Below are 25,458 nucleotides of genomic sequence, written 5' to 3' on the forward strand. Positions count from 1 at the left end.
CCGACGCGGCCGGGCCGCCGGCCACCGCGGGGGCGGCCGACGGCCCGGGATCACGGGGTTGCGCGGTTACGGGGTGGGTGTCCAGCGTTGTGCGGTGCCTCCGTTGCAGGTGGCGAGGACGAGTTTGGTCCCGTTGGCGGTGCCGGAGCCCTGCGGGGCGAGGCACCGGCCGCCGTTGACGAGGGCGAGCTGCGGGCCCTGCTGCCAGCGCTGGCCGGCGGAGCCGTTGCAGGTCTGCACGACGACGGTGGCCGCGGCGCCGTCGAGGCAGACCCCGCCGAGGCCGGTGAGTGCTCCGTCGGCGCGCAGGGTCCAGCGCTGGTTTCCGCCGCCGTGGCAGGTGTAGAGGGTCGGCTGGGTGCCGGGGGCGGTGACGCTGCCCGGCAGGTCGATGCAGGTGCCGGAGGCGCCGTTGACCAGGGTGGCGTTGCTCGGCAGCGGGACGGCCCGGCCGGTGGCGCCGATCTCGGCGGTGCTGGTCCACGGCCCGCGGTTGCCGGCCTCGGTGAGGGCGCGCAGCCGCAGGTAGCGGCCCTCCTTCGCGCCGAAGGTGATCCGCTGCAGGGCTGCGCTGTCGGGGAAGGTGCCGGTGGCGACCGGGTCTCCCCAGTCGGTGGTGGAGTCGGAGACGTACACCTCGTACCGGCCGATCCGGCCGTTGACGCCGCCGTCCTGGCGCGGGAGCTGGCTGAGCCCGTCGACGGTGTAGCGGGCGCCGAGGTCGATCCGGATGTCGTGCGGCAGCGGGGCCGCGGTGCCCGACCACTGGGTGTGCCAGATGGTGGCGTTGTTGCCGTCGAAGGCGTTGGTGGCGGCGCCGTTCTCCGCCGCGGTCTCCTGGCTGTCGGCCTGGACGAGGGTCCAGCCCGCGGTCGGGATGCTGGAGGAGGAGGGGACGGGGGTGCCGGAGGGCAGGGTGAGCCCGGCGGCGGTGACGGTGAACGCCGAGGAGCGGGGCCCGGTCTTCACCCACAGCACGCCGGAACGATCCGACGGGTCGAAGTACCAGCCGGTGGTCGCCGCGTCGTAGGCGCTGCGGCTCGACAGTGCGGGCAGTGCGGTGCCGCCGACGCTGACGCTGCTCGGGGCGGCCGCCGCGTGGACAGTGAACTCGTAGTCCCGGGAGGCAAGTTTGCCGGTGTAGCTGCCGTCGGCGGCGCCGACCGCGATGGTCACGTCGCCGCTGCCTGCGGTGGGCGCGGTCACGTCCACCTTCTGCCGCGAGAAGGCGCCGGACCGGTAGGCGCGGGTGGTGCCGTCGTCCTCGTAGAGGGTGAAGGTGGAGCTGCCGCGCGGGTGGACGTCGTAGGTGAGCCGGGAGACGGGCTTCTCGCCCGCGTAGTTCATCTGCGGCCACATCGGCACGATCGCACCGGACTTGACGAACAGCGGCAGGGTGTCGAGCGGCGCGCTGTAGCCGTTCAGCCAGCCGGGACCGGTGTACACCTTGCCCGTCCAGTAGTCCGTCCAGGTCCCGGCGGGCAGGTAGATGCCGTCGCGGACGGCGGTGTCGGAGACCACCGGCGCGACCAGGAAGGAGTCGCCGGCCATGAACTGGCCGCTGGTCGCCTTGCCGCGGGCGACCGGGTCGTCCGGGTACTCCAGCACCATGGCCCGGGTGGCGGGCACGCCGGTGTCGGTGGCGTTGCGGCTCATCGTGTACAGGTAGGGCGTCAGCCGCATCTTCAGCTGCAGGTACTTGCGGTTGATCGACAGGTACGGCTCGGCGAAGCGCCAGGGCTGCTTGTCCTGGTAACCGGCGGCGGGGTTGGTGGCGCCCCAGCCGGACATGGTCATGAACGCCGGGGTGAAGGCCTTCCACTGCAGGTCGCGGACGTAGGTCTTGGGGCTGCCGCCGAAGATGCCGTCCACGTCGCCGGAGGCGTAGTTGAGCCCGGACAGGCCGGCGCCGGCGATCGCCGGGACGTGCCAGCGCATGGCGTCCCAGGTGCCGGAGGTGTCGCCCGTCCACACCACGGCGTTGCGCTGGGTGCCGGCCCAGCCGTCCACCGTCCAGACGAAGCGGCGGGCGTCGGAGTTGTTCTCGATGCCGTCGACGGCCTGCTGGACGCCGGCGAAGGCCTGCTTGTAGCCGCCGCCGATCCAGGCGACGTCCGTCTTCACCGCGCGCGAACCGGCCGTCCCCACCTCCCAGTTGATGCCGCCGAGGCCGGTGGAGGTCCACAGCCCGGTGTTGAAGCCCTTGGCCTTCAGGGCAGCCACCGTGTTCGGCAGGTCGGTGTAGCCGCAGCCGTAGCCGTCGTTGGGCAGGAACCAGCCGGAGGGCATGTCGGCGGCCCGGGCGTCGGCGGCGTAGCCGGCCACGTCCGGCGTGGTCTGGTGGCGCAGCCGGTTGTGGTCGCCGCTGTAGTCGGGGTTGGAGGCGTTGAAGCAGTCGGCGTTGCCGAGTTCGAGGCCCCAGACCGGTGCGAGGAACGGCTTGCCGGTGACGTCGGTGTAGCCGCCCAGTACGTCCTTGAGGCCGTTCCCGGCGAAGTACCAGGCGTCGAAGCGTTTCTCGTCGTGGGTGAGCGCGGTCGGCGCGCCGAAGCTGTACGAGCCGGGGGCCCAGGTGTTGCGCATCACGCCGTAGCCGTTGGTCGACATGTAGAACGGCGCCGGGCTGGCGTTGGTGTTCTCCTTCCAGGAGTTGGACACCGCGACGGGGACGGTCTTGTCGCGCAGTGCCCACTCGCCGAGCCGCAGGCCGGTGCCGTAGAACTGCTCGTCGGCGCCGCGGGCGAGGTACTGGGTGGTCTGCGTGCCGGTCCAACTGGTCGGCTGGGACTCGGCCCAGAGCAGTGTGGTGTCGTCGGCCCGGTAAAGAGCGAAGGTGAGCGGCGACTTGGTGATGTGCAGGCTCACCGCCGAGGTCGCGATCCGGTAGTGGCTGCCCGCGTCGGTCAGGGTGGCGGTCACGGCACCGAAGTCGGTCTTCACGGCGAGGTCGGTGCCGGCCGGGTCGTCGGTGAACGCGCCGGTCGGGGACAGCCAGATGCGCAGGATGTCGGCCCTGGCGAGGACCACCCGGGCGGCGGCCCCGCCGGACGCGGCCACCGTGAAGGTGTTGCCGTTGCGGCTGATTCCCGTGGCGTTCCCGGGAGTTGCGGCTCGGGCGGGGGCGGCCGGGCCGAGGACGGCGACGAGCGCCGCTATGAGCAGAAGGGCCAGGGCGAGGGCGGTGCGACGGGAGCCGGGGCTCCCGGGCCGCGGCACGACGGAGGGCGGAGCGGATCGCACGGGGGTGCCTCCTCAGGAGGTCTGCGGGGTCCGATGGCTCAACTGGCGGACGCGCAGGGGCAGTCGAGCAATGACATGACAGCAGAGGCGCCAGGTGACGTCAATTGCGCGTTCGAGCCGAATTTCGCGCATCATTGCGCATCGGTGCGCGTAGCATTGCGCAGAGCGGGCAGACGCAAGGGGCGCGGGGAACTGCGCGATGCAGTTCCCCGCGCCCCTTGGAAGCAGCCGTTACGGGCGGGTGAAGGTGTGGTGGGTGACCCCGCTCGGGGCGGTCACGGACTCGATGCGGAAGCGCTGTTCGAGACCCTCGAGTCCGTCCCAGAACCGGACGCCGCGGCCCAGCAGGATCGGTGCGACCACGACGTGCAGGTGGTCGACGAGGTCGGCGGCCAGGAACTCGCGGATCACGGTCGCCCCGCCGCCGATCCGCACGTCGAGCCCGCCTGCGGCCTCCCGCGCCCGGCGGAGCACCTCCGCCGGGGAGGCGTCGACGAAGTGGAAGGTGGTGCCGCCCTCCATCTCCACCGAGGGCCGGGGGTGGTGGGTGAGCACGAAGACCGGCGTGTGGAAGACCGGGTTCGGGCCCCACCAGCCCGTCCACTCGTGGTCCTTCCAGGGGCCGCGCTGCGGTCCGAACTTGTTCCGGCCCATGATCTCGGCGCCGATCCCCTCGCCCCAGGCACGGGCCATCTCGTCGTCGAGCCCGGTCTCCCCGCCGTCCTGCCCCAGCATCTGCCGGAACGTCCGGGTGTGGTGGAGCCAGTCGAGCAGCCGCTCCCCCGCGTGCCCGAACGGCGCCTCCAGGCTCTGCCCCTCGCCGGTGCCGTAGCCGTCCAGCGAGACGGTGAAATTGTGCACGCGCACTCGGGACACGACGTGACCTCCAGCCTCCGGGCGGCCCGGCCCGCCCCGGGACCGGCCCTCACCCGGCGACCCTATCCCCGCCCCGCGCCGACCGGCCGCAGCCCACGACGTGCGTCGCCCGCTCGGGTGACCGCCGGCGGGCGCCGCACGGGCCGGGTGGGCCCCTGTGCCGGGATGCGCGGGTCGGCCGTGCGGGGCAAGGTCGAGGCATGACCGATGTCGTCGTACTCCTCGAGCTGGAACCGTCCACGGAGGTGCTGGACGCCGGCGAGGTCGACGTCGGCGCACGCATCCGGTGGGTGCACGCCGCACCGCCCGACCCCCAGGACTCCGACCGGCCCGCGGCCACCACCTTCTGCGGCCTGGACACCAGCGACCTGGAGCAGGAGCCCTACCGGCCCGAGGGCCCCGACGACCCCTGGTACCCCTCGTCCCAGACGACCCGGCACTGCCTCACCTGCGACGAGGCCCTGAAGTCCCGCTGAGAAGTCCCGCTGAGCGCGCTACTACGGAGCCGGCCGCTGGCGGCCGGCCGGGACGCCGGATCAGCGGACGGCGGTGTCCCCGCCGGTGTCGGGCGGGGTGGTGAGGGCGCGGACCAGGCCGTCGCTGAGGGTGCGCACCATGCCGCCGTCGGGGTCGTGGTCGGGGTTGATCTCGGTGACGACGACGGCGGCCAGTTGCGGGGCCCGGGCGAACTCGGCGAGGCAGTCCAGGGCGACCGCGAGCGGCAGGCCCTCGTTGAAGTGCGGGAAGTTGGCGAGCGGCAGTTCGGTGGAGTCGATCACGTCGACGTCGAAGTGCAGCAGGAGGCGGGAGTGCCCGGCCGCCAGGGTGCGGCGGGCCGTGCGGGCCGCGGCGACCGGCTCGCTGCCGGGGGCGGTGACCTCGGTGCAGGGGTGGGTGCGCAGGCCGTGGCCGGTGAGGACGTCCTGGTGGTGCGGGCCGACCTCGGCGGGATCGTGGCCGAAGGCGATGACCGACCCGGCGGGGAGCAGCGGGGTCCGCGGTCCGATGTCCCGCAGTTCGGGGACGCCTTCGCCGAGCAGGTGGGCGAGCACCATCGAGTCGAGGATGCCGGAGAGCCCGGTGCCGGGCACCGACAGGTCGAGGTCGCCGTCGAAGTAGAGCAGGCCGGTGTCCGGCCACCGGGCGACCAGGGCGGCGGCGACGCCGAGGGTGATGGTGCAGTCGCCGCCGACGACCAGCGGCAGGGCGCCGTCGTCGAGCAGCCGCCCGACCCGGTCGGCGACGCTCCGGGCGACCTCCGCGACCAGGCCGAGGTTCTGCCGGTCGCGGTTCGCGGGGTCGGTGCGGAACGGCACCACCGGCAGGTCGCCGTCGTCGCGGACGAAGGCCCCGGCGGCCCGCAGCCCGTCGACCAGCCCGGCGGCGCGGACGGCGGCGGGTGCCTTCTCCTGGCCGGGCCCGTGGGTGCCGGCGCAGGACGGGACTCCCAGCAGTGCGATCTCGCGAGGCATCCGGTGGCCCTCTCCGCTCGGGCGGCCGCCGTCCCGGGGGCGGTCGGCATCCAGATCGAGCCTATGGCGCGTCCTCGAACCCGGCCACGGGTCGCTCGGGGCACGAGGGGCTGCGCGGCGGGAAGCGCCGCGAGACCACGGGCACGGCCGCCCGGCCGGGTGCGGGGGCCTCAGGGGGTGCCGAGGGTGACCACCGCTGCGGCGCCGTCGACCTCGGTGAGGCGGGCGCCGTCGCCGCGGAGCAGGACGGCGTCGAAGCGCTCGAGCCGCAGCGGGGCGGCGTCCGGTGCGGCGGGGGCGAGCTCGGCGGTGCCGGCCAGGCAGACGACGAGCAGTTCGGCGCCCTCGGGGACGGGCAGCGGGCGGGCCGAGCGGGCGATCGCGACCTCGGCCGTTGCACGGCCGCGCCTGGTCATCACGTTGAAGTCGACGACCGGGCCCGCGAGCAGCCGGCAGTCGGTGGGCGCGTCGCCGGGGAAGGGGAACGGCCGGTACGGCGCGTCGAGCACCTGCTCGGCACCGGCGACGGTGAGGGCCATCCCGGCGCCCTCGACGAGCGTGATCACGCGGTCGACCCCGGCGAAGCCCGAGAACGGCCCGCCCCGGTCGACGTCCGCCAGGCTGATCCGCCAGTCGAAGTCGGTCATCCCGGAGCCTTCCGGCCGGGCGGCGACCTCGCGGGTCACGCCGCCGCCGTTCAGCCACGGCACGGCCTGCCGCTCGCTCGCCCGCAGTACTTCCAGGGTCACGCCCGCCCCGTTCCTCCGCTGTTCTCCGTGCGCGGGCGATTCTGCCACGGGCGCGCCCGCCGGGCCCGGACCGCGGCCGCTGCACCGCACGGGAGAGCCATGTCACAGTCGATTCCGGTCAAACCATGACACAGTGGGTGGAAGTGATACCGCTCAACAGAGGACATCACCCATGCATCACGGAGCCCACCCCGCTCCCGCACCTGCCCCCCGTGCCGACGTCGCACTCGCCCGAGGCTGCACCGAATGTCGCGGCTGGGGCAGTGTGATCACCGAGGCCGGCCGGCACGAACTGTGCCCGTCGTGCCAGCACACCACCGACAACGCCGTGCAGGGCGACGAGGAACCTCCCGCACCGGCATCCAACGCTCTCCGGCAGCCGGTCGTCCGGCCTGCCTGAGCCCCCTCTCCCAGGGCGTGTCCCGGGCCCGTGGACACGGCGGTCACACCGCCGTACGGCTGCCCTTCCAGCGCAGCAGTGCCGAGCCTTCGGCGTCCAGGGTCAGCCAGCTCCCGTCGCCGAGGGCGAGCGGGTACCCGCCCACCGGGCGCGGATAGGCGACCGGGCCGAGCGGGCGCAGTGTGAGGGCATCGAGCAGCCAGTGCCGCCGATCCTCGCGACGACCTGCGTCGTGGGCCGCGGCGATCACCGTGTGGCCGTCGACGAATCCGGCAACGTAGTCCCACAGCGGTGCCTCGTCGCCATCGGCGGCGAGGTCGCCGGCTGCGCGTTCCATCACGACGAGTCCGTCCGTGGAGCGGTGCAGCTGCAGGCCGTCCCGGCCGTGCGGGGTGCTCAGGAAGGCCCGGCCGCCGGGATGGACGTCCACCGGGATGCGGAAGCCGTCACCGACCTCACGGACCGTCAACTCGGTTCCGTCCCAGTGCCCGAGGTACGCGGGCGTGCCGTCCTGGCCCTGACCGGTGGAGAGCAGCATGCGCGCCCCGTCCGGGTACGGCAGGTGGTTCGAACCGCCCGTGCCGCCCTCGAGCCGGGTGCGGCCCAGCACCGCCCCGTCCGCGGCATCGAGGATCAGCCACTCCTCGTACGAGTCGACCGCAGGGTCGCCGTGGTCCAGGTCCGGCAGGACGTGGGCCCACACCAGCGTGCCGTCGGGGCTCACCGCGCAGGATCCGGACCAGAGCCCGTGGCACGGCCCGTCGGCGCCGCCGTGCGCGTGCGGGCCGTCGCCCCAGCAGCCGTGCCGGTACTCCCAGCGGGCCCGGCCGTCCGCCTCCAGGGCGAGGACGGAACGCTGGCCGGCGAGGACGATCAAGCTGCCGTCGGCGCTCGCCCCGCGGACGCCGTTGCGCCACCCCGGCCACGGGTCGGGCACCACGGCGAGCAGCCCCGGGGCCCCGTCGAACGCGGCGAGGAGGTCGACCAGCCGGATCGTGCCCGCGTCGCGCAGCAGGGCGTGCCGCGAACCGGACGGATGCCGGAGCAGGGCGTGGCCGCCGACCACCGAGGCGGCGTCGGGCAACGGAACGGTGCCGCTCGGTCGGGCGTGGAACGTCATCGGGCCTCCTGGGCACAGCACCGTACCCGCCGGCACCGACATGCCCCGTGCGGCACCGAGTGGCCCACGATCATGGTGGGCCAATGGCCCTGCCCCGGCGCCGGATCGGCTCCTAGGCTCGGGCGGGTGACCACCAAAGTCGACTTCTTCTTCGACCCCGTCTGCCCGTTCGCCTGGATCACCTCCCGCTGGATGCTGGAGGTCGAGAGCCGGCGCGAACTCGACCTCACCTTCCGGGTCATGAGCCTGTCCGTGCTCAACGAGGGCCGGGAGAACCTTCCGGAGCGGTACCGCCGGCTGCTCGACACCGGCTGGGGGCCCGTCCGGGTCTGCATCGCCGCCGCGGAGCACCACGGCGACCACGTGCTGCGCGACCTGTACACCGCGCTCGGCACCCGGCTGCACGACGACGGCAGGACCGCCGACGACGCGCTCGTCCGCGAAGCGCTGGCCGAGGCCGGCCTGCCGACGCAGCTCGCCGGGGCGGCGGACACCACCGACTACGACGACGCCCTGCGCAAGAGCCACCACGAGGGGATGGACCCGGTCGGCGAGGAGGTCGGCACGCCCACCATCCACATCGACGGCACCGCGTTCTTCGGCCCGGTGCTCACCGCGATCCCGCGCGGCGAGGAGGCCGTCCGGATCTTCGACGGCGTACGCGCACTCGCGGGCTACCCCCGCTTCTTCGAACTCAAGCGCACCCGGACGGGCACCCTCGACTTCACCTGAGCAACTCGCCGACGCTCCGGCGGTATCGGTCGGCCAGGGCACAGACCAGGGTCACCGTCACCAGCACCGCGGCCATCGCCCGCAGCAGGGCGCTCTCGTAGTGGGTGTCGGTGACCAGCCGCACCGCCGGGTACGCGGCCGCCGGCCCGGCCGCCCCGGCGAGGGCCAGCGGGAGCAGCACGTCCCGTACCGGCCGGTGCCACAGCGCCACCGCGACGACCAGCAGGGCGCCGCCCGCCGCGAGCAGCGGGGTGCCGAAGGCGGCGCCGTAGCGGATCGCCAGCGCGGGCACCAGGAACAGCACGAGCGACCGGCGCAGCACCGCCCGGAGGACGGCCACGCTCCCGTGGTCGGCGGTGTCGGCCGGCCGGTACCGGGCGGTGGCCGCCAGCACCAGCAGGGCGAGCAGTGCCTCGGGCCAACGGGTGTGCAGGTGAGCGAGGTTGTAGAGCAGGGCGGTGTCGTAGACCACCATGACCAGCTGCCCGACGGCCCAGAGCGAGGCGGCGAAGAGCAGCAGGCCGAGCGCCCCGGGCTGCCGGTCGGGACCGGGTTCGCGCCGGGCGAGTGCGGTGAGCAGCGGTGCGGTGAGGGCGGCCGACGCCGCGCGGATCACCAGGTCCTGGATGGTCCACGGGTTGTACAGGTCCCACTCGACCACGCCGAAGACCACCGTGTACGAGAGCGCGGCCGACCACACCAGCGGCCGGGAGCCGAGCGCCGTCCGGTAGAGGGCGGGGCTGAGCCGTCGCAGCACCGTGCCGTAGGCGAGCAGCACGAACGGCAGTTCCAGGAAGGCCTGGACCCGGAGCACGGTGGGTGCGAACAGCCCGGGTGCGGGCAGGTGGTCGGCCAGCCGGCGGATCAGCGGATTGCCGACGGGCTGCTCGAACCAGCCGGGCGGCAGGTAGCGGGTGACGAAGGAGGTGTCCCCGCCGTGCACCCGGAGCAGGTAGGCGGAGCAGAGCAGCTGGTTGAGGTAGACCAGGGCGATCACCACTGCCAGCAGGACGCCCGGGGAGACGGTGCGGCCGGCCCGGGGCGGTGCCGGGCGGGTCGGCAGCCGGGAGCCGAGCAGCAGCCCGGCGAGCACGGAGGAGGCCGTGGTGGCGTCGACCAGGAGGGCGGTGATCGTCATTGCACGACCGTAGCCGCCGCGTCCGGGTCCGCCGACCGCCGTGCCCGGAACGGCAGGTCCGCCGGCGCCGGCACCGGGACGGGGTGCCGAAACCGCGGGCGGGGAGAAGAGTGGAGGCATGAGCATCGTCGTTCTGCACGAGCCGGCGGCGGACAGCTCGGCTCTCCGGCCCGCGGGGCCGGGTGGCGGGGCGGGTGGCACCACGGTGCACGCGGCGCCGACCGACGTTCCGCTCACCCGCACCTTCTGCGGGGAGGAGGCCGAGGGCATGAGCCAGGTCGACCTGGAGTCCGCGTCCTCCGCGTCCTGGTACCCGTCACCGTCCACCGCCCGGATCTGCCCCGACTGCGACCGCGCCGTCACCCAGGGGCACTGGAGCCGCCCCTAGGTGGGGCGGGTGAACCGCCCGCGGACTGCGTCGGCAGGCCGCGGCCGCGGGCGGTGTCGGCCTCGTCGCCGAACTCCGGTACCGAGTCCGGTGCCGGTGCCGTCAGGTCGTCAGGTCGTCAGGTCGTCAGCCCGTCCGCCGTCCACCGGGCCGCCGGGTCCTCGCACGGGCCGAGGCCGATCGGCTCGCCCTCGCCGCGGTCGACCAGACAACCGCCACCGCCGATCCGGACGGTGAAACGGACGCGGTCGGAACCGGGCGCCGGGTTCCACCGGTCGGATGCGCCCACCGGGGCGAAGGACCACAGCTGCGCCGGGTCGCCGCGCATGCCCTGCGTGCGGTCGGGGCGGAGCCGGACGGTGCCGTCCGGGTCGGCGGTGAGCAGCAGCGGGCCGGTGTCGTCGGCGTTCAGCAGCACCGAGCGCAGGGCGAGCCGACCGTCCGCGGTCGGCGTCACCAGCCACTCCTGCGGGTCCTGGCCGTCGGCCGGCATGGCGAGCACGGCGGCACCGTCGGCGGCGCGTGACGATCCCAGGCCGGCCGCGTGCAGCCGCAGGCCCGAGCGGTCGGCGGTCAGGACGCCGAGTCCCTTGTCCGGCAGCGTCCGGACTGCGCTGTACGTCGGCCGGAGTGGCCGCTCGGCGGTGCCGGCCTCGTGCCCGGCACGGTCGGCGAGGCCGGTGTGCGCCGGCTCTGCGGGCGGGGCTTCCGCCGCGGTGCCGGCCGCGGAGGCCTCGGCGGGGCGGCCGAGGGCGGCGCCCAGCAGCACGGTCGGCACCAGGGCGAGTGCGGCGGTGGCCTTCGCGGCGGTGCGCGCGGGTCGGTACGGCATCAGGTGAGGAACCCCCGTGGCGGTCGTTCGGCCGGTCCGGTGTGCTGCCACCGGTCCGGTGTGGTGCGGCCCTCGGGACCTGCTGCGCCGTTCGCCGCCGGCCCCGTCTCGCTCACCAACGAGGGGCGGCCGCAAATGTCACGTGCCGGGGCGATCCGGAGCTATCCGGGCGTTCTGCGCATATGACGGCCCGCGGCCCGGCACACTGTCGGGCGGAGCAGGTTCGTCCCGAGGAGGCGGCGATGACTGAGAGTGCTCTGTGCTTCTGCGCGGTGGCCGCCCAGGGGCGCTTCTGCGTGGTCGCCGCGCAGGGACGGTGTGCGGACTGCGGCCGCGCGTACTGCCCGTCGCACGCCGCGCCGCCGTCGAGCGGGCCGCAGGACCAGTGCACGGACTGCCGGCAGGCGGCGGTCTCCCGCGCCGAGGAGCGGCGGGCGCGGGCGCTGGCCGCGGAGGAGCCGGTCCGGGAGGCCCGGGTGGCCGCCGCGGAGGGGTTCCTCGGGGCCATGACGGCGGCGGGCAGCCCGGGGGTCGCCGCCTGGCGGGCCGAGAGCCCGGACGTGCCGGTCGGCACGGTCGCCGGATGGCTGCTGGAGGGCTGGGCGCACGAGGCGGCGGCGTCCGACGCCCGGGGCGACCGCGGGCATGCGACGCGGAACATCGTGCTCACCACCGGGCACATCGGGGTGGCCCGGGACGAGGCCCGGACGATGTGGGAGGCGTATGCGCTGTTCCGTCCGGACGAGGAGGTCGCCCGGCACTTCCGCAGGCCCCTCGACCGCAGGGCGCGCGCGTACCGCCGGTACCGCCGCCGGCCGCTGGTGGTGACCCGCCTCGTCCCGTTCGCGGATCTCCGGCTGGACGTCGGCAGCGGCTACGTCGACCGGCTGCTCTCCGGCCCGGGCGGCTTCGTCTTCGGGGTGCACCGCGATCTCGGCCCGCTGCTGGCCGGCGCGGCCCGCGCGCACGGGGTCGCCTGGCAGCCGTGACGGCCGCGGGACGCCCGGACGGCGTCACGGCTGTGACGGGCGGGTGGGGCTGCCGGCGGCGCCGAGGCCGTCGAGCGGCGGTGCGGGCAGGTCGGCCCAGACGGTCTTGCCGTTGTCGGGCACGGGGTCGTGGCCCCAGCGTTCGGCGAGCCGCTCGACGATGTCCAGCCCGCGGCCGTACGGAAGGCCGGGTTTGTAGGGGCCGCGTGCCCGGAGCGAGCCGGGACCGGTGTCGGTGACGGCCACCTGGACCCGGCCGCCGACCGGGTCCAGGTCGAGGTCGAGGCCGGTCGGACCGGAGGTGTGGACGCAGGCGTTGGCGACGAGTTCGCAGGCCACCAGGACGATGTCGTCGTACGTCCGGCGGGCTTCGGGTCCGGCGGGCCTGGTGCCGCCGGTCCATGCGTCGAGGGCGTGCTGGACGAAGGCCAGGGCGTTGGTGATGTTGTCCGCCCGGCCGGGGGCCAGTGGGAGCCGCCGGTGATCGGGGGCCAGTGCGGCGTGTCCGTTCATGACCACCACCCCGGGGCGTCTCGGCGGTTGCCGTACTCCTCGCGTGTGTCCCGGAAAACGCCGGCTTAACGCGATTTCTGTGGTGATTTCGCCCCCGCGGCCGGCCCGGCGGCGTCAGCCGGCCGCAGGGGCGGGCCGGTCGGCGCCGGGCCACGGGCCGGGTGCGGGGGCGGCCGGCTTCTCGGAGGTCTCGGTGCGGGCCACTCGGAAGCCCGCCGCCCGGTAGGTGCGGAGCGCGGCGGGGCCGTCCAGCGAGCAGGTGTTGACGGTGACCGTGCGGGTGGGCGGCAGCGCGGGGTGCCGGTCGGCGAGGTCCCAGGCCCGGGCGAGGCCGGTGCCGAGCAGGTGCCGGCCCAGGCCGCGGCCGATGAACGCCGGGAGCAGCCCGAAGTAGGCCACCTCGACGGTGCCTGCGTCCCGCGGCTCGAGCTGGACGTATCCGGCGGGCGTCCCGGCGACGTAGGCGACCCAGGTCTCCACGCCGTCCCGGTCCAGCCACTGCTGCCACTGCCGGTACGTCCACGGCAGCCGGTCGGTCCAGGTCCACGGGCCGCCGACGGCGGTGTAGAGGAAGCGGGCGAACTCCGGTCCGGTCTCCTCGGCCCTGACCACCTGCAGCGCGACGCCCTCCGGCGCCGGCGCGGTCACCAGGTCGTCGCGGGAGGTCTGCTCCAGGTACCAGGTGGTCAGCGTGATCGTCTCGCTCATGGCCACACACTCTCACGCCCGCCGGGCCGCCCGGCCTCGGGGCCGCACCGAACGTGCCCCGCCGCTCAGCGGGTCTCGCGCCGCAGGCGCATCTCCGCCTCGGCGATGTGCTCGCGGCCCGGGGCCAGCTCCTCCCGCACCCGCCGCTCGACCTCGACGAAGGTCCGGTGGTAGTCCTCGTCGTAGGCCTCGACAACCTGGAAGGTCCACATGCCCGGCAGCACGTCGCGGCCCTCCACCTCCCGGGCGACCAGGTCGGCCAGCTCCTCGTGCCCGGCCGCGCGCAGTGCCCGGACGGCCCGGCCGACCGTCCGGTGCGCGCGGCCCGTGAGCTGGTGGAAGTCGTAGAGCCGGCCGCGGGCCCGCTCGGTCGTCTCCAGTGCCTCCGAGAGCAGCCCGAGCGCCTCCACCGTCCCGTCGTCCATCCCCTCCGGCCGGATGTGCCGCCGGTCCCGCGCTTCCTCGTCGCCCATGCCCGTCCTCCGGCGTGCCGCCCGAATGTCCGTCCTTCCAGCTTCGCCGTACCGGACGCACCCGGCATGCGGCCGGGGCGGCCACCGCTCCGGCCACCGCTCCGGCGGGTGCTGCCCGGCCGGCGGCAATCCGATGGCAATCGGGCGTCAATCGGCGGACGGCAGGCTTGTCCGGTCGAGGACTAGGGGGACACCATGAGGGACGGCAGAGGGACGGGACGGGGCCACGCGGTCGTCGCGGGGGCGGGGATCGGCGGGCTGCTGGCCGCGCGGGTGCTGAGCGAGCGCTTCGAGCGGGTCAGCGTGATCGAGCGGGACGCGCTGCCGGAGGGCGGCGTCCCGCGGCGCGGGGTGCCGCAGAGCCACCACGCGCACGGCATGCTCTCGAAGGGCTTCGAGGTCCTGCAGGACCTCTTCCCCGGGCTGCACGAGGACCTGGTGGCGCGCGGTGCGCTCGTCCGGGACGTGCAGGCGGACGTCAACTGGTTCAACGACGGGCGCCGGCTGCGGCGCGAGCCCTCGCGGCTGCCCTGCCTGATGGTCGGCCGGCCGGAGCTCGAGCGGTACCTGCGCTCGCGGGTCGCGGCCCTGCCGGGCGTGGAGATCCACCAGCGGACGGAGATCCTCGAGCCGCTGGCCGACCCCGCCGGCCGGGTCACCGGTGTGCGCCTGCTGCGGGTCAATGCGGAGCCCGAGGTGCTCGACGCCGACCTGGTGGTGGACGCGACCGGCCGCAGCAACCGCGGCGCCACCTGGCTGCGGGCCCTGGGCTACGAGGCCGCCCCCGAGGAGCGGGTGGACTCCGGGCTGGTCTACGTCTCCCGGGAGTACCGCCGCCGGCCCGGCGACGCGGACGCGGACGCCTTCGTGGTCGGGGCCTCGGCCGACGCACCGCGCGGCGGGGTCGCGCTCAGCGGCGAGGGCGACCGCTGGCTGGTCACCCTGTTCGGCATGAACGGCGACGTCCCGCCGGTGGACCCGGAGGGCTACCACCGGTTCGCGCAGCGCCTGGCCGTGCCCGACCTGCACCGGCTGCTGGAGCGGCTGGAGCCGCTGACCGCGCCGCGGCTGATGCGCAGCCCGGTGTCGATCCGCCGCCGGTACGAGCGGCTCGCCCGCTTCCCGGAGGGGTACCTGGTGATCGCCGACGCGCTGTGCCAGTTCAACCCGACCTACGGGCAGGGGATGACGGTCGCGGCGTGCGAGGCGGCGGCGCTGCGCGAGTGCCTGGCGGAGGAGTCCGCCGAGCCGCTGGCGCAGCGGTTCTTCCGCCGCGCGGCCAGGATCACGGACGTGGCCTGGGACATGTCGGTCGGCGGCGACCTGCGGTTCCCGTTCGTCGAGGGGCGCCGCACTCCGCGCGTCCGGCTGCTCAACCGGTACGTGGCGCGCATCCACCGCGCGGCGGAGACCGATCCGGCGGTCGGACGGGCCTTCCTGGCCGTGGCCAACCTGGAGGAGCCGCCGCAGCGGCTGATGGCGCCCGCAATGCTGGCCCGGGTGCTGCGGCCGCGGCCGGCACCGGCACGGTCGACCGCATCGGCGGCCCCGGCAGCGCCGGCCACCGGCGTGCACCCCTCGGAGCGGACCGCCTCCTGAAAAGGCACTGCGGGCGGGGCACGGTGCACCGCGGCCGGGCCTCTGGACAGCCGGGCGGGCGTGGGCCACTCTTCACCTCCATGACCCTCCCGCTCCCCCGGCGCTCCCCCGGTGCGCGCACCCAGTTGTTCGAGGCCGTCACCGCCGTCGGCGACGAGGCGGCCGCCCTGCTCGGCGCCTGCCGCGACAGCGGTGTGCCGATACCGGGCGCGGAGTGGACGGTGGGCCAGGCCGCCGCCCACCTCGCCATCGCCAACGAACTGAAGGCCGCCCTGGCCGCCGGCGAGGAGCGGACGTACGGCGACGGCACTCCCGGCTCGCTGGCGGCCGCCAACGAGGAGTCGCTGGCCGCCTTCACCGAACGGGACCCGTCGGCCCAGCGGCGCAGCCGGTCGCGGTCGATCCAGTGGATGCCGTGTGTGTCTCCCCGGGTGGCGGCGTCGCGGGTGAGGGTGCCGTTGGTGACGACGACGGCGACGTCGGCGTGGTGGACGGGGCCGGCGGTGCCTTTGACCTGGTACATGACCTGGGCGCCGACTTTGCCGGCGACCTTGGTGTGCTTGCACTGGATGACGATCCGGCCGTGGGTGGGGTGGTGGGCGATGACGTCGGCGGCCTGGTCGCCCTGGCGGCCGACCTGCCGGGCCGTGGTGCAGCCGTCGCGCAGCAGGAGGTCGCGGGCGGCGAACTCGAACTGGCGGTCCGTCATCGCGTCGATCGCGGCGAGCGTCAGCTGCAGCCGTGATGCGCGGTCCGCCTCCGCTCGGCGCCGCACGGCCGACTGGTGCAGTCGGTGGGCTCCGGCCGCGGTGGTCAGGACCGCGGCGGCCACCAGCAGCGGCCATGCGGCGGCGAGCATCCGGCCCGCCGCGCGCAGGGCTTCGGTGAGCAGGACGAGGGCGACCGCGGCGACGACGCCGGCGGCGATCCGGTCCGCCGTGGTGCGCGGCGCGATCCACAGCAGCACCACCGCCGCTGCGGCCGCCGCGGCATCGGCGCGCGGCGCGGGTGCCGTTGCGGGCGCCGTCGGCCCGGGCTGCGGTGCCGTCCCGCCACCGGTCTGCTGGATCAGTAGCAGGACCGCCCCGGCCGCCAGCACCACCCACAGCCCCGGCTTCGCCGCCTTCGGCACCGGGTTGCAGGGACGGTGGGGGCGCCGCCCGGCACGCACCGGCCGTACCGGGAATCGGCCGGAAATGTGCGAAGATCCCCTCCCGCCGCGGCAGGGTGCCGCGGGCATGCAGGGACAGGAAGCAGGAGAGGCTCGTGGCGTCGTTCCGATGGACGTGCACGGCCCTGATCTGGGTGATGGTCGCCTCGCCGCGGCTGTGGGCGCTCGGCAGCGTGCTGCTGGCGGTCGGCTGCACCCTCGGGCTGCTCCTGCCCGTGTGGTGGATCGGCCTCGGAATCGCCACCGTGGGCATGGGCATCGCGGAGCTGTCCTGCCGCGTGCGCACGGCCGACCCCGCGCCGAGCACGCCCCGCGCCGGAACTGAGTAGGCCTACTCAGGTGGGCGCACCGGCACTTCGGGAGGATGGGCATGCCGCCGCGCCAGAAGGCTCTGCGCCACCACCTGTGAAGGACCCACCCATGCTCAGCCGGATCGCCGGCACGCTGGTGCCCGCCCTCGGCCGCCTGACCGTCAGCTCCGACTTCGACGGGCCCGTCGCCCCCGGCAGCATCGTCGCGGCCAACCACAGCTCGCTCGCCGACCCCGGCGTGGTGCTCGCCGCCCTGCACCGGCTCGGCACCGAGCCCGTGGTGATGGCGACGGCCGGGCTGTGGCGCATCCCGGTGCTCGGCGGCGTCCTCCGCAGCGGCGGGCACATCCCCGTGCACCGCGGCACCGCCCGGGCCGCCGAGGCGCTCGACCGGGCGGCCGAGGCCCTCGCGGACGGCCGGGTGGTGCTGATCTACGGCGAGGGCGGCCTGCCGAAGCGGCGGAACCCGGAGGACGCCGCCCCCGGCGCCTTCCGCACCGGCCTCGCCCGGCTGGCCGCGGCCTCCGGTGCACCGGTGGTGCCGCTCGGGCAGTGCGGTGCCCGCCGGCTGAGCTCGGGCGGCACCGCCAAGCAGATCGCGGGCTTCGCCACGGCGCCGCTGCGCCGCCCTGCCCTGCACGTCCATCTCGCCACGCCGGTCCGGCTGGACGGCGATGTCGCACAGGCGACCGAGACCGCACGGGCGGCCGTCACGGCAGCCTGGCGGACCGCGGACGAGCGGCTCAACGGCGCCGCCCGCCGGCGGGAGGCGGCGGGCGCAGCGGCGGCGGGTTCGCCGGCCCGCTGAGCTCGGGGCCTCCGGTCACCAGACGTCGCCGTCCCGCCAGTCGGCGACCAGGTCGCCGCCGGGGTCCAGCGGCACTGCGAGCGGGAGGACGTAGATGCCGCCGTCCTCGTCGGGGGTGCGGCGGATGCCGTCCGGGGTGAGGGCGAAGGTCCGGCCGAGCCACGGCTGCCAGCCGCAGGCGGTGTAGAACGGGCCGGCCGTGTCGGAACTGCCGAGCGCGGCCAGGTCGTACGCGGCGCGGGCCACCCTGGCGAGGTGGTCCATCATGGCGGCGCCGACCCCGCTGCGGCGCCGGTCGGCACGCACGGCCACGCCCTCCACATAGCCGGTGCGCAGGGCGCGCCCGCCGTGCAGCAGGCGCCGCTGGACGAGGGCGGCGTGGCCGACCAGTTCGGGGCCGTCCCACACCAGGGTGTGCAGGCCGCCGAGGCAGTGCTCCCAGTCCTCGTCGGCCATGTCGGGGGCGAAGACCTCGTCGAGCAACCGACGGGCCGCGGCGAGGGTGGCGGCGTCGAGATCGGCGGTGTGGGCGACCCGTACGGAGACCATGGCTCCATGCTGGCAGCCACGGCTCCGGGCCGTCGGACGCAGGGCCGCGGACGCGAGGGCGGGTGCGACCGCGACGTGGCCTCACAGCCCCTGGGACGGGGCGCCGGGTGTGCCCATGCCCGTTGCAGGCTGAGGGAGCTGGCGAGCAGCACTGTCCAGCAGCATGTCCAGGGCCGCCGGATAGGCGCTGTTGTTCATCCGGGCGGCCAGCAACCCTGCGGTGGCGGCGATGTGCGGGTGGGTCTCGGGCGACAGCCGGGCGTAGGTGGACTCCCACATCCGCTCGTCGGCCGCCCTCGCCTCGGCGGGCAGGGCGAGGGAGGCGGCGTCCAGGGCGGCGAAGGCGAGGGCCTGGTCGACGAAGGCGTGGTAGATCCGGACGGCCGCCGGGTCGGCGAACCCTGCGGTGCGCAGGATGCCGAGCACGGTCTCGTCGGCGGCGATCTCCCGGGCCCGCCCGGTGACCCGGCTGGCGGTGAGGACGGCCGCCTGCGGGTGGTCGAGGTACGAGCGGTGGATGCGCAGGCCGAGTTCGCGCAGGTCGTCCTGCCAGCGGCCGCGGGCCTGCCAGTCGGCCAGCGCCCGTCCGATGAGCTCGTCGCCGATCGCCAGGGTGAGGTCGTCCATGCTGCGGAAGTACCGGTAGAGCGTGCTCGGGTCGGCGCCGAGGGCGAGGCCGAGGCGGCGGGCGGTGAGGCCGCTGCTGCCGTGCTCGTGCAGCATCCGCAGGGCGGTCCGCACGATGAGCTGCTCGGAGAGCACCGCGCCCTGCTTGGTCGGGCGCCGTCGCCGGCGCTCCGCCTCGGGGACGACCTGCTTGGCCATGGGGCACCTTCCCGTGTTCCGCTTCCCGTGTTCCGCTTCCCGTGTTCCGCCTTCCCGGGAGCTTATGCCAACGCCATTGACCTTGCACTCGCCCGGGGCGTTTCCTTCCGACAGGCGGGAATCCGCCGGGAAAGGAAGAGTTCTGCCATGCGAGTACTGCTTGTGGGAGCCGGCGGCGTCGGCACGGCCATCACCCGGATCGCGGCCCGCCGCCCGTTCTTCGACCACATGGTCGTCGCCGACTACGACCCGGCCCGGGCCGAGGCCGCCGTCGCGGCGCTCGGCGAGGCCGCGGACCGGTTCACCGCCCGCCGCGTCGACGCCTCCGACGAGCAGGCCGTCCGGGCCCTGCTCGCCGAGCACCGCTGCGACGTCCTGCTGAACGCCACCGACCCGCGCTTCGTGATGCCGCTGTTCGAGGCGGCGCTCGCGGCCGGTGCGCACTATGTCGACATGGCGATGTCGCTGTCCGCGCCGCACCCCGAGCGGCCGTACGAGCTGTGCGGGGTGAAGCTCGGCGACGCCCAGTTCGAGCGCGCCGAGCTGTGGGAGAAGTCCGGCCGCCTCGCGCTGGTCGGCATGGGCGTGGAACCCGGCCTCTCCGACGTCTTCGCCCGCCACGCGGCCGACGAACTCTTCGACGAGATCGAGGAGATCGGCATCCGCGACGGCGCCAACCTGACGGTCGAGGGCTACGACTTCGCCCCCTCCTTCAGCATCTGGACCACCATCGAGGAGTGCCTCAACCCGCCGGTCGTCTACGAGGCAGACCGCGGCTGGTTCACCACGGCGCCCTTCAGCGAACCCGAGGTGTTCGACTTCCCGGAGGGCATCGGCCCCGTCGAGTGCGTCAACGTCGAGCACGAGGAGGTGCTGCTGGTGCCCCGCTGGGTCGACGCCAAGCGGGTGACCTTCAAGTACGGGCTCGGCGACGACTTCATCGACAAGCTGAAGACCCTGCACGCACTCGGCCTCGACAGCACCGCCCCGGTCTCCGTCTCCAGCAACGGCGGCCGGGCCGAGGTCTCCCCGCGGGACGTGGTGGCGGCCGTCCTGCCCAACCCCGCCGACCTCGGCGAACGGATGCACGGCAAGACCTGCGCCGGCACCTGGGTCAAGGGCACCAAGGACGGCGAGCCCCGCGAGGTGTACCTGTACCACGTGGTGGACAACCAGTGGTCGATGCGCGAGTACGGCTCCCAGGCCGTCGTCTGGCAGACCGCCATCAACCCGGTGGTCGCCCTGGAACTGATCGCCACCGGCACCTGGACCGGCACCGGCGTCCTCGGCCCCGAGGCCCTGCCCGCCCGCCCCTTCCTCGACCTCCTCACCGAATACGGCTCCCCGTGGGGTCTCCGCGAGGGCTGAGGCAGTACCTCGAAGGCGGGTGAGCACACCGTCGGGGGCGCGGGGAACTGCGCAATCCGGGTGCGGGTGCCACGACATGATGGGCCGAGCACTGATCTGCACGACGGCCCGCATCCGAATTGCGCAGTTCCCCGCGCCCCTCAGTGGTGCACCTGCGGGGGTTCGATGCGGGCGAGCCAGGTGGTGAGGAGGGTCTCGAGGGCGGCCGCCTCGGCGGGGTCGAGCGTGCCCAGGAGGCGGCGTTCGTTGCGCATGTGGTCGGCGAAGGCCCGGTCGATGAGCTCCCGTCCGGCGGCGGTGAGGGCCACCACCCGGGCCCGGCCGTCGGCGTCGCTGCGGCGTCGGGTGACCAGGCCGGCCCGTTCGAGACGGTCGATCCGCTTGGTCATGGCGCCGGTGGTGACCATGGTGTGGGCGGCGAGTTCGCCGGGGGCGCGTTCGAACGGCTCGCCGGCCCGGCGCAGCGCCGCCAGCACGTCGAACTCGCCCTCGCCCAGGCCGTACCGGCCGTACACCAGGCAGAGCTCCTCGGTCAGCAGGGCGGCGAGACGGTGGAGGCGGCCGATGACGCCCTGCGGGCGGACGTCGAGGTCCGGCCGTTCGCGGGCCCATTCGGCCTGGATGCGGGCGACGTGGTCGAGCGGCTGCGGTTCGTCCATGCGGCGACTATATCTCCCCAGGAAGGTATATTGTCTTCCATGGAAGGTAATCCGCGGTGGCTCCTGCTCACGGCGATCGCCCCGGTGGCCTGGGGCGTCAACTACTTCGTGACCCAGCGGTTCCTGCCGGAGGACCACCCGCTCTTCGGGGCGGCCGTCCGGGCGCTGCCCGCCGGGCTGCTGCTCCTCGCGCTCTGCCGGGAGCTGCCGCGCGGTGCCTGGTGGTGGCGGTCGGCCGTGCTCGGGCTGCTCAACACCAGTGCCTTCTTCGTGCTGGTCTACGCGGCGTCGCAGCTGCTGGCCACCAGCGTGGCGTCCACCGTCATGGCGCTCGCGCCGCTGGCGATGATGCTGGCCGGCTGGGCCCTGCTCGGCGAACGGCCACGCCCCGCCCATCTGGCGGGCGCCGGCATCGGGATCGCCGGGGTGTGCCTGATGCTGCTCGGCGGGGCGGGCCGGGTGAGCGTGCCGGGGGTGCTGGCCTCGGCCGCGGCCATGCTGGTCTCCTCGCTCGGCTTCGTCCTCGGCAAGCGGTGGGGCGCCGGCGCGGGCCTGCTGGCCTCGACCGCCTGGCAGCTGACCGCGGGCGGTCTGCTCCTGCTGCCGGTGGCCGCCGTGGTGGAGGGCCCGCCACCACCGCTCGGCCGCTCCGAACTGCTCGCCTTCGGCTACGTCACGGTGGTGGCCACCGCGCTGGCCTTCGTCGTCTGGTTCGCCGGGCTGCGGCGCCTGCCCGCCGGGACGGTCGGCCTGGTCGGCCTGCTCAACCCGGTCACCGGCGTGGTCCTCGGCACCTCGCTCGCCGGGGAGTCCCTGACCCTGCGGCAGCTGGCCGGCATGGCCCTCATCCTGGGCGGCATCGTGCTCGGCCGCCCCGGGATGTGCTCCACGGCCGGCGGCCCCGCCCGCGCGACCGGGGCGCGGGCGGGCGGCGGGGCGCAGGCCGTCAGTCCTCCAGGAGGCCGTACTCGTCCTCCACTTCCGCCAGGAGGCCGTCCCAGAACGGCGAGTCGTCAGGCCCCTGGCCCAACTCCTCCAGCAGGGCCGTGAACTCCTCGCGGGCGGCGTCCGCCTCGTCGCCGGTGAGGCGGTCCTCGTAGCGGGCGAGCAGGCCGAGGGCGCCGACGAGTACGGGCAGTGCCTCGGCGGCGTGGCCGCCGTAGCCGGCGCCGTGGTCCCAGCCCTCCGGGTCGTAGATCTCGACGGCGCCGGTGTCGCCGCGGACCATCAGGTGCCGCACGTCGCGGGTGCCGATGCTGTAGGAGTAGCAGGCGGGCGGGGAGTTGTCGTCCGGGTACCGGTTTCCGAAGAGCTCGTCCGGGTCCTCCTCCCACATGCCCTTCTCCGGCAGGCCGGTGGAGTCCCAGTCGACGAAGGAGAGGCGCACGGCCGGAATCCCGACCTCGGTCAGGAAGGCCCGCGCCCCGGCGTCGTGGAGGCGTCCGGGCAGCTCCTCCTCGGTCGGCCGCCAGACCGTCCCCGGGCCGAAGCAGGACTCCAGCCACTCGGTGGTGGGCCGGCGCGCGGCGGCGACCAGCTCGGACTTGTTCACGGACGTCCCCCGTTCAACGGCAACTCACGCCATCCAACCGCACACCCCCGACACCGCGGCCGGCGGCCCGGAGGGTGCGTCCCGGGCGCTCGGGCGACCATGGGACGGGAGAGGAGGCGCAGCGATGGCCGAGCGCATCATCGAGACGGACGGTGTCGAGCTGTGCACCGAAGCCTTCGGTGACCCGTCCGATCCGCCCGTCCTCCTGGTCATGGGCACTGGGGCTTCGATGCTCTGGTGGGAGGAGGGGTTCTGCCGGATGCTCGCCGGGGGCGGGCGCTTCGTGATCCGTTACGACCACCGCGACACCGGCCGGTCGGTCACCTACGGGCCGGGCCGTCCCGGGTACACCAGCGCGGACCTGGTCGGTGACGCCGCCCGTGTGCTCGCCGCCCACGGAATGCCGGCCGCGCACGTCGTGGGTGTCTCGGCCGGCGGGGCACTGGCGCAGTTGCTCGCACTCGGCCACCCCGGCCGCGTCCTCTCGCTCGTCCTGGTCAGCACGTCGGCCGCCGTGCCCGTCGTCGGCGAACTCCCGCCGCCGACCGAGGAGTTCATTCGGTTCACGGCGGCCGCGCAGGTCGACCGGCCGGAGGCCGAATCGGTGATCGACCACCAGGTCGCCTATGCGCGGATGCTCGCGGGCGGCCGGCGCCCGTTCGACGAGAGTGCCGTGCGCAGCCTGGTCCGCCGCGACGTCGAGCGCGCGCACGACTTCGCTTCGGCCCGGAACCACGACATGCTTCCGGAGGGCGAGCTGCCACAGGCGTCCCTGTCCTCGATCGCCGTGCCCACGCTGGTGATCCACGGGACCGCCGATCCGGTGTTCCCGCTCCGGCACGGCGAGGCACTTGCAGAACAGGTCCCCGGGGCAAGGCTGTTGGTCCTGAAGGACGCCGGCCACGGGGTCGACCGGGCCGACTGGGCGACGATCGTCCGCGCAATCCTCGAGCACACCGGCGCACATTGACCGGGTCCGCCGACGCCGGGGGCGCGAAGGCGTCCGGCGGCACGTCGGCGGCGCCGGCCGGGCCGGCGATGGCGGAGACCGTCCGGGCGCTGCTGCCCAAGCTGCTTTCCTGACCGGCAACGGCGCGGTCGGCCGGGCCCGTCAGGCTGCGTCGCCGGGCGGGTCTGCGGGGGCCCGGCTGCGGGTGCCCGCGTAGCGGGCGGCGAGCGGGCCGTAGGTCAGGCCGTGCAGGACGAGGCTCATCAGCACGGTCATGGTCATCACCTGCCCGACGAGGTCGGCGGCGTGCGGGTCGACAAAGGCGAGGCCGTTGAAGGCGAGGAGCCCGTACACGATGGTGGCCATGCCGCGCGGGCCGAGCCAGGCCAGCAGCAGCCGGTCGGCGCGGTGCAGGCCGCTGCCGGTCAGGGCGAGCAGGACGGGGAGGACGCGGACGGCGGTGAGGGACAGCGCGGCATAGGCGATCACCCGGACGTCGAAGTCGCCGGTGAAGGCCTGGGTGACGAGCTCCCCGAAGACGAACCAGAGGGTGAGGGAGAGCAGGGTGCCGACGTCGTCCACCAGGCGGAGGGCGCTGGGCGGCAGCGCGCGTGCGTCCGGGGCGAAGCAGAGCCCGGCGACGAAGGCGGCGATGAAGCCGCTGCCCTCCAGCAGGATGCCGAGCCCGTACGCCGCGAGCGGCAGGGCCACGATGCCGAGCCGTACGGCGGCGGGCCTGGTCCAGCCGGCCTGCCAGGCCTTCCGCAGCAGCAGGCCGCCGGGCTTGCCGACCAGGGCGCCCGCGACCACGGCCCAGAGCACCGCGTCGAGCGCGTCGCCCAGCGGGTCGCCGGAGGGCTGCGGGACGTCGCCGTAGGCCTCGGCGCCGGCCAGGCAGAACAGGAAGACGGGGGCGAGGATGCCGTCGTTGAGCCCGGTCTCGACCGTGAGGACGCCGCGCAGCCAGGACGGCAGCCGGGAGTCGCGGATCAGTTCGGCGGCGGGCGCGAGGTCGACGGCGACGGTCACCGTGGCGAACAGCGCGGCCAGCCACCAGCGGCTCGACGGGAAGAGCAGGCCGCCGAGCAGCACCCCGGTGGCGATGGTGAGCGGCAGGGCAACCAGGAGGAGCCGGGCGAGCAGGCGGCGGTGACCGCGGACGACGCCCGCCGGGACGGCGGTGGCGTCGGTGAAGAGCAGCACGGCGAGGATGATCTCGACGGCCCGTTCGGCGTCCGCGGTGGTCAGTCTGACGTACACCAGCGGGTGGGGGCCGACGGTCAGCAGCACACCGGCGGCGGTCATCGCGACCGGCGCGGTGACGCTCCAGCGGGCCAGCCGCCCGGCGACCAGGGCCCACGCGAAGAGCGTTGCCATGCTGACGACCAGCGCGATCACGCGCGCACCTGGCTTCCCCCGGTGCGGGACCGGACGGCGGGCAAGTGCTCACGATCGTAAGCGCCGGGCCGGCCGCCGGCCGGGACACGGCGTGTCGCCGGGCCCCCGGCCCGTACCCCCGGGCGGCCCGGGTCGGGGCCCGGCGGCGGGCGGGTCAGGGTGCGGTGAGACGGGTGGCGTGGGCGCGCTCGTCGGGGCTCGCTTCGCCGGCCGCCGCCGAGAGAAGCCGCCAGTGGGAACGGGTGCCGTCGGGCCCCTGCAGGCTGCCGCTGCGGAGGGCGTCCTCGATCCGGGCCCGGACCTCGGCCTCGTCGGCCGGGTCGGCGGCGAAGAGGACGCGCAGGTGCAGCTCCCCCGTACCGGCCGCCGGTTCGGCGGTGGTGTGGTGCGGGGCCAGCGGGCACGGCGGGTCGTGCTCCCAGTGGCCGCAAAGGGCGACGGTGACGGCGGCCCCGGGGGCGCGCGGGTCGCCGCCCGGCCCGAGGGCGAGGACCGCGTCATGGACGAAGGCTCGGTACACGCCCCCCAGTCTGCACCGGCCTGCGGGCGGAGGGCCCTCCCCTGCACCGGGAGGGCCCTCCGTGCCTTGCCCGCAGCCGCCGGGTCGGCGGCGGCTGCGGGTGCTACGGGAGGTCGCCG

26 protein-coding genes and 1 pseudogene are annotated in these 25,458 nt (G+C 74.9%); 10 read left to right on the forward strand and 17 right to left on the reverse strand.

What is annotated here, in order from left to right:
• Positions 1–66 precede the first annotated feature (66 nt).
• Both ACQ614_RS04155 and ACQ614_RS04160 read right to left on the reverse strand, forming a co-directional pair.
• Positions 67–3,240, reverse strand: coding sequence for a TIM-barrel domain-containing protein (locus ACQ614_RS04155; protein ID WP_431676786.1), 3,174 nt, complete (start codon positions 3,238–3,240; stop codon positions 67–69).
• A gap of 231 nt (positions 3,241–3,471) precedes the next feature.
• Positions 3,472–4,116, reverse strand: coding sequence for a dihydrofolate reductase family protein (locus ACQ614_RS04160; RefSeq protein ID WP_431676787.1), 645 nt, complete (start codon positions 4,114–4,116; stop codon positions 3,472–3,474).
• 200 nt (positions 4,117–4,316) lie between these two features.
• Here ACQ614_RS04160 and ACQ614_RS04165 point away from each other — a divergent pair, with 200 nt between their 5' ends.
• Positions 4,317–4,592: a hypothetical protein gene (locus tag ACQ614_RS04165; RefSeq protein WP_431676788.1), complete on the forward strand. Its 276-nt coding sequence runs from the start codon at positions 4,317–4,319 to the stop codon at positions 4,590–4,592.
• Positions 4,593–4,652: 60 nt separating this feature from the next.
• Here ACQ614_RS04165 and ACQ614_RS04170 read toward each other — a convergent pair whose 3' ends face one another.
• The 3 genes from ACQ614_RS04170 to ACQ614_RS04180 all read right to left on the reverse strand — a co-directional run bounded on the left by ACQ614_RS04170 (position 4,653) and on the right by ACQ614_RS04180 (position 7,857).
• Complete coding sequence (locus ACQ614_RS04170; protein ID WP_431676789.1) at positions 4,653–5,588, reverse strand: arginase family protein; 936 nt, start codon at positions 5,586–5,588, stop codon at positions 4,653–4,655.
• Between the two features lie 170 nt (positions 5,589–5,758).
• A complete protein-coding gene (locus ACQ614_RS04175) occupies positions 5,759–6,337 on the reverse strand; it encodes a HutD/Ves family protein (RefSeq protein WP_431676790.1) in 579 nt (192 codons plus the stop codon).
• Positions 6,338–6,780: 443 nt separating this feature from the next.
• On the reverse strand, positions 6,781–7,857 hold the full coding sequence (locus tag ACQ614_RS04180; protein ID WP_431676791.1) for a hypothetical protein: 1,077 nt from the start codon (positions 7,855–7,857) through the stop codon (positions 6,781–6,783).
• Between the two features lie 72 nt (positions 7,858–7,929).
• Between ACQ614_RS04180 and ACQ614_RS04185 the strand changes: the two genes are divergently transcribed.
• Positions 7,930–8,589, forward strand: a complete 660-nt coding sequence (locus ACQ614_RS04185) for a disulfide bond formation protein DsbA (RefSeq protein WP_431676792.1) — start codon at positions 7,930–7,932, stop codon at positions 8,587–8,589.
• Here the strand turns inward: ACQ614_RS04185 and ACQ614_RS04190 are convergent.
• The gene (locus ACQ614_RS04190) at positions 8,582–9,727 is read right to left on the reverse strand and encodes a hypothetical protein (protein ID WP_431676793.1); all 1,146 of its coding nucleotides are present in this window, start codon (positions 9,725–9,727) and stop codon (positions 8,582–8,584) included. The two genes, ACQ614_RS04185 and ACQ614_RS04190, sit on opposite strands and share 8 nt — an antisense overlap.
• Before the next feature lie 118 nt (positions 9,728–9,845).
• Between ACQ614_RS04190 and ACQ614_RS04195 the strand changes: the two genes are divergently transcribed.
• Positions 9,846–10,115, forward strand: a complete 270-nt coding sequence (locus ACQ614_RS04195) for a hypothetical protein (RefSeq protein WP_431676794.1) — start codon at positions 9,846–9,848, stop codon at positions 10,113–10,115.
• Positions 10,116–10,233: 118 nt separating this feature from the next.
• Here the strand turns inward: ACQ614_RS04195 and ACQ614_RS04200 are convergent, their stop codons facing one another.
• Positions 10,234–10,947, reverse strand: a complete 714-nt coding sequence (locus ACQ614_RS04200) for an RICIN domain-containing protein (protein ID WP_431676795.1) — start codon at positions 10,945–10,947, stop codon at positions 10,234–10,236.
• A 242-nt stretch (positions 10,948–11,189) separates the two neighbouring features.
• On the opposite strand from ACQ614_RS04200, the gene ACQ614_RS04205 reads away from it, so the two are divergent.
• Entirely contained in the window at positions 11,190–11,936 is a 747-nt protein-coding gene (locus tag ACQ614_RS04205) for a hypothetical protein (protein ID WP_431676796.1), read from the forward strand.
• Between the two features lie 24 nt (positions 11,937–11,960).
• On the opposite strand, the gene ACQ614_RS04210 is transcribed toward ACQ614_RS04205, so the two are convergent.
• The 3 genes from ACQ614_RS04210 to ACQ614_RS04220 form a co-directional block, all read right to left on the reverse strand.
• Positions 11,961–12,449, reverse strand: a complete 489-nt coding sequence (locus ACQ614_RS04210) for an ATP-binding protein (RefSeq protein ID WP_431676797.1) — start codon at positions 12,447–12,449, stop codon at positions 11,961–11,963.
• A 114-nt stretch (positions 12,450–12,563) separates the two neighbouring features.
• Positions 12,564–13,157, reverse strand: a complete 594-nt coding sequence (locus tag ACQ614_RS04215) for a GNAT family N-acetyltransferase (RefSeq protein ID WP_431676798.1) — start codon at positions 13,155–13,157, stop codon at positions 12,564–12,566.
• 65 nt (positions 13,158–13,222) lie between these two features.
• Complete coding sequence (locus ACQ614_RS04220) at positions 13,223–13,630, reverse strand: hypothetical protein (protein ID WP_431676799.1); 408 nt, start codon at positions 13,628–13,630, stop codon at positions 13,223–13,225.
• A 195-nt stretch (positions 13,631–13,825) separates the two neighbouring features.
• On the opposite strand from ACQ614_RS04220, the gene ACQ614_RS04225 reads away from it, so the two are divergent.
• Positions 13,826–15,229, forward strand: coding sequence for an NAD(P)/FAD-dependent oxidoreductase (locus ACQ614_RS04225; protein WP_431676800.1), 1,404 nt, complete (start codon positions 13,826–13,828; stop codon positions 15,227–15,229).
• Between the two features lie 436 nt (positions 15,230–15,665).
• Here the strand turns inward: ACQ614_RS04225 and ACQ614_RS04230 are convergent.
• Positions 15,666–16,469: pseudogene (locus ACQ614_RS04230) on the reverse strand (restriction endonuclease); the annotation flags it as partial.
• Positions 16,470–16,495: 26 nt separating this feature from the next.
• Here ACQ614_RS04230 and ACQ614_RS04235 point away from each other — a divergent pair.
• Positions 16,496–16,729 (forward strand): hypothetical protein, encoded by a 234-nt coding sequence (locus ACQ614_RS04235; protein ID WP_431676801.1) that lies wholly within the window; start codon positions 16,496–16,498, stop codon positions 16,727–16,729.
• Between the two features lie 91 nt (positions 16,730–16,820).
• Complete coding sequence (locus tag ACQ614_RS04240) at positions 16,821–17,519, forward strand: lysophospholipid acyltransferase family protein (protein ID WP_431676802.1); 699 nt, start codon at positions 16,821–16,823, stop codon at positions 17,517–17,519.
• Between the two features lie 15 nt (positions 17,520–17,534).
• Here the strand turns inward: ACQ614_RS04240 and ACQ614_RS04245 are convergent, their stop codons facing one another.
• Positions 17,535–18,068, reverse strand: coding sequence for a GNAT family N-acetyltransferase (locus ACQ614_RS04245; protein WP_431676803.1), 534 nt, complete (start codon positions 18,066–18,068; stop codon positions 17,535–17,537).
• 81 nt (positions 18,069–18,149) lie between these two features.
• The gene (locus ACQ614_RS04250; RefSeq protein WP_431676804.1) at positions 18,150–18,893 is read right to left on the reverse strand and encodes a TetR/AcrR family transcriptional regulator; all 744 of its coding nucleotides are present in this window, start codon (positions 18,891–18,893) and stop codon (positions 18,150–18,152) included.
• Between the two features lie 147 nt (positions 18,894–19,040).
• On the opposite strand from ACQ614_RS04250, the gene ACQ614_RS04255 reads away from it, so the two are divergent.
• Positions 19,041–20,261 (forward strand): saccharopine dehydrogenase family protein, encoded by a 1,221-nt coding sequence (locus tag ACQ614_RS04255; protein WP_431676805.1) that lies wholly within the window; start codon positions 19,041–19,043, stop codon positions 20,259–20,261.
• A gap of 140 nt (positions 20,262–20,401) precedes the next feature.
• On the opposite strand, the gene ACQ614_RS04260 is transcribed toward ACQ614_RS04255, so the two are convergent.
• On the reverse strand, positions 20,402–20,920 hold the full coding sequence (locus ACQ614_RS04260) for a MarR family winged helix-turn-helix transcriptional regulator (protein ID WP_431676806.1): 519 nt from the start codon (positions 20,918–20,920) through the stop codon (positions 20,402–20,404).
• Between the two features lie 39 nt (positions 20,921–20,959).
• On the opposite strand from ACQ614_RS04260, the gene ACQ614_RS04265 reads away from it, so the two are divergent.
• Positions 20,960–21,970: a DMT family transporter gene (locus tag ACQ614_RS04265; protein ID WP_431676807.1), complete on the forward strand. Its 1,011-nt coding sequence runs from the start codon at positions 20,960–20,962 to the stop codon at positions 21,968–21,970.
• Here the strand turns inward: ACQ614_RS04265 and ACQ614_RS04270 are convergent.
• Positions 21,867–22,472: an SUKH-4 family immunity protein gene (locus tag ACQ614_RS04270; protein WP_431676808.1), complete on the reverse strand. Its 606-nt coding sequence runs from the start codon at positions 22,470–22,472 to the stop codon at positions 21,867–21,869. The two genes, ACQ614_RS04265 and ACQ614_RS04270, sit on opposite strands and share 104 nt — an antisense overlap.
• A 124-nt stretch (positions 22,473–22,596) precedes the next feature.
• Here ACQ614_RS04270 and ACQ614_RS04275 point away from each other — a divergent pair, with 124 nt between their 5' ends.
• Positions 22,597–23,442, forward strand: coding sequence for an alpha/beta fold hydrolase (locus tag ACQ614_RS04275; RefSeq protein ID WP_431676809.1), 846 nt, complete (start codon positions 22,597–22,599; stop codon positions 23,440–23,442).
• Positions 23,443–23,583: 141 nt separating this feature from the next.
• On the opposite strand, the gene ACQ614_RS04280 is transcribed toward ACQ614_RS04275, so the two are convergent.
• Both ACQ614_RS04280 and ACQ614_RS04285 read right to left on the reverse strand, forming a co-directional pair.
• Positions 23,584–24,819: a cation:proton antiporter gene (locus ACQ614_RS04280; RefSeq protein ID WP_431676810.1), complete on the reverse strand. Its 1,236-nt coding sequence runs from the start codon at positions 24,817–24,819 to the stop codon at positions 23,584–23,586.
• Between the two features lie 154 nt (positions 24,820–24,973).
• Positions 24,974–25,339 carry a hypothetical protein gene (locus ACQ614_RS04285; RefSeq protein WP_431676811.1) on the reverse strand — a complete coding sequence of 122 codons (366 nt, stop codon included), beginning with the start codon at positions 25,337–25,339 and terminating at the stop codon, positions 24,974–24,976.
• Positions 25,340–25,458 lie beyond the last annotated feature (119 nt).

The sequence above is a fragment of the Kitasatospora dryopteridis genome (assembly GCF_050749075.1).
GTDB lineage: Bacteria > Actinomycetota > Actinomycetes > Streptomycetales > Streptomycetaceae > Kitasatospora.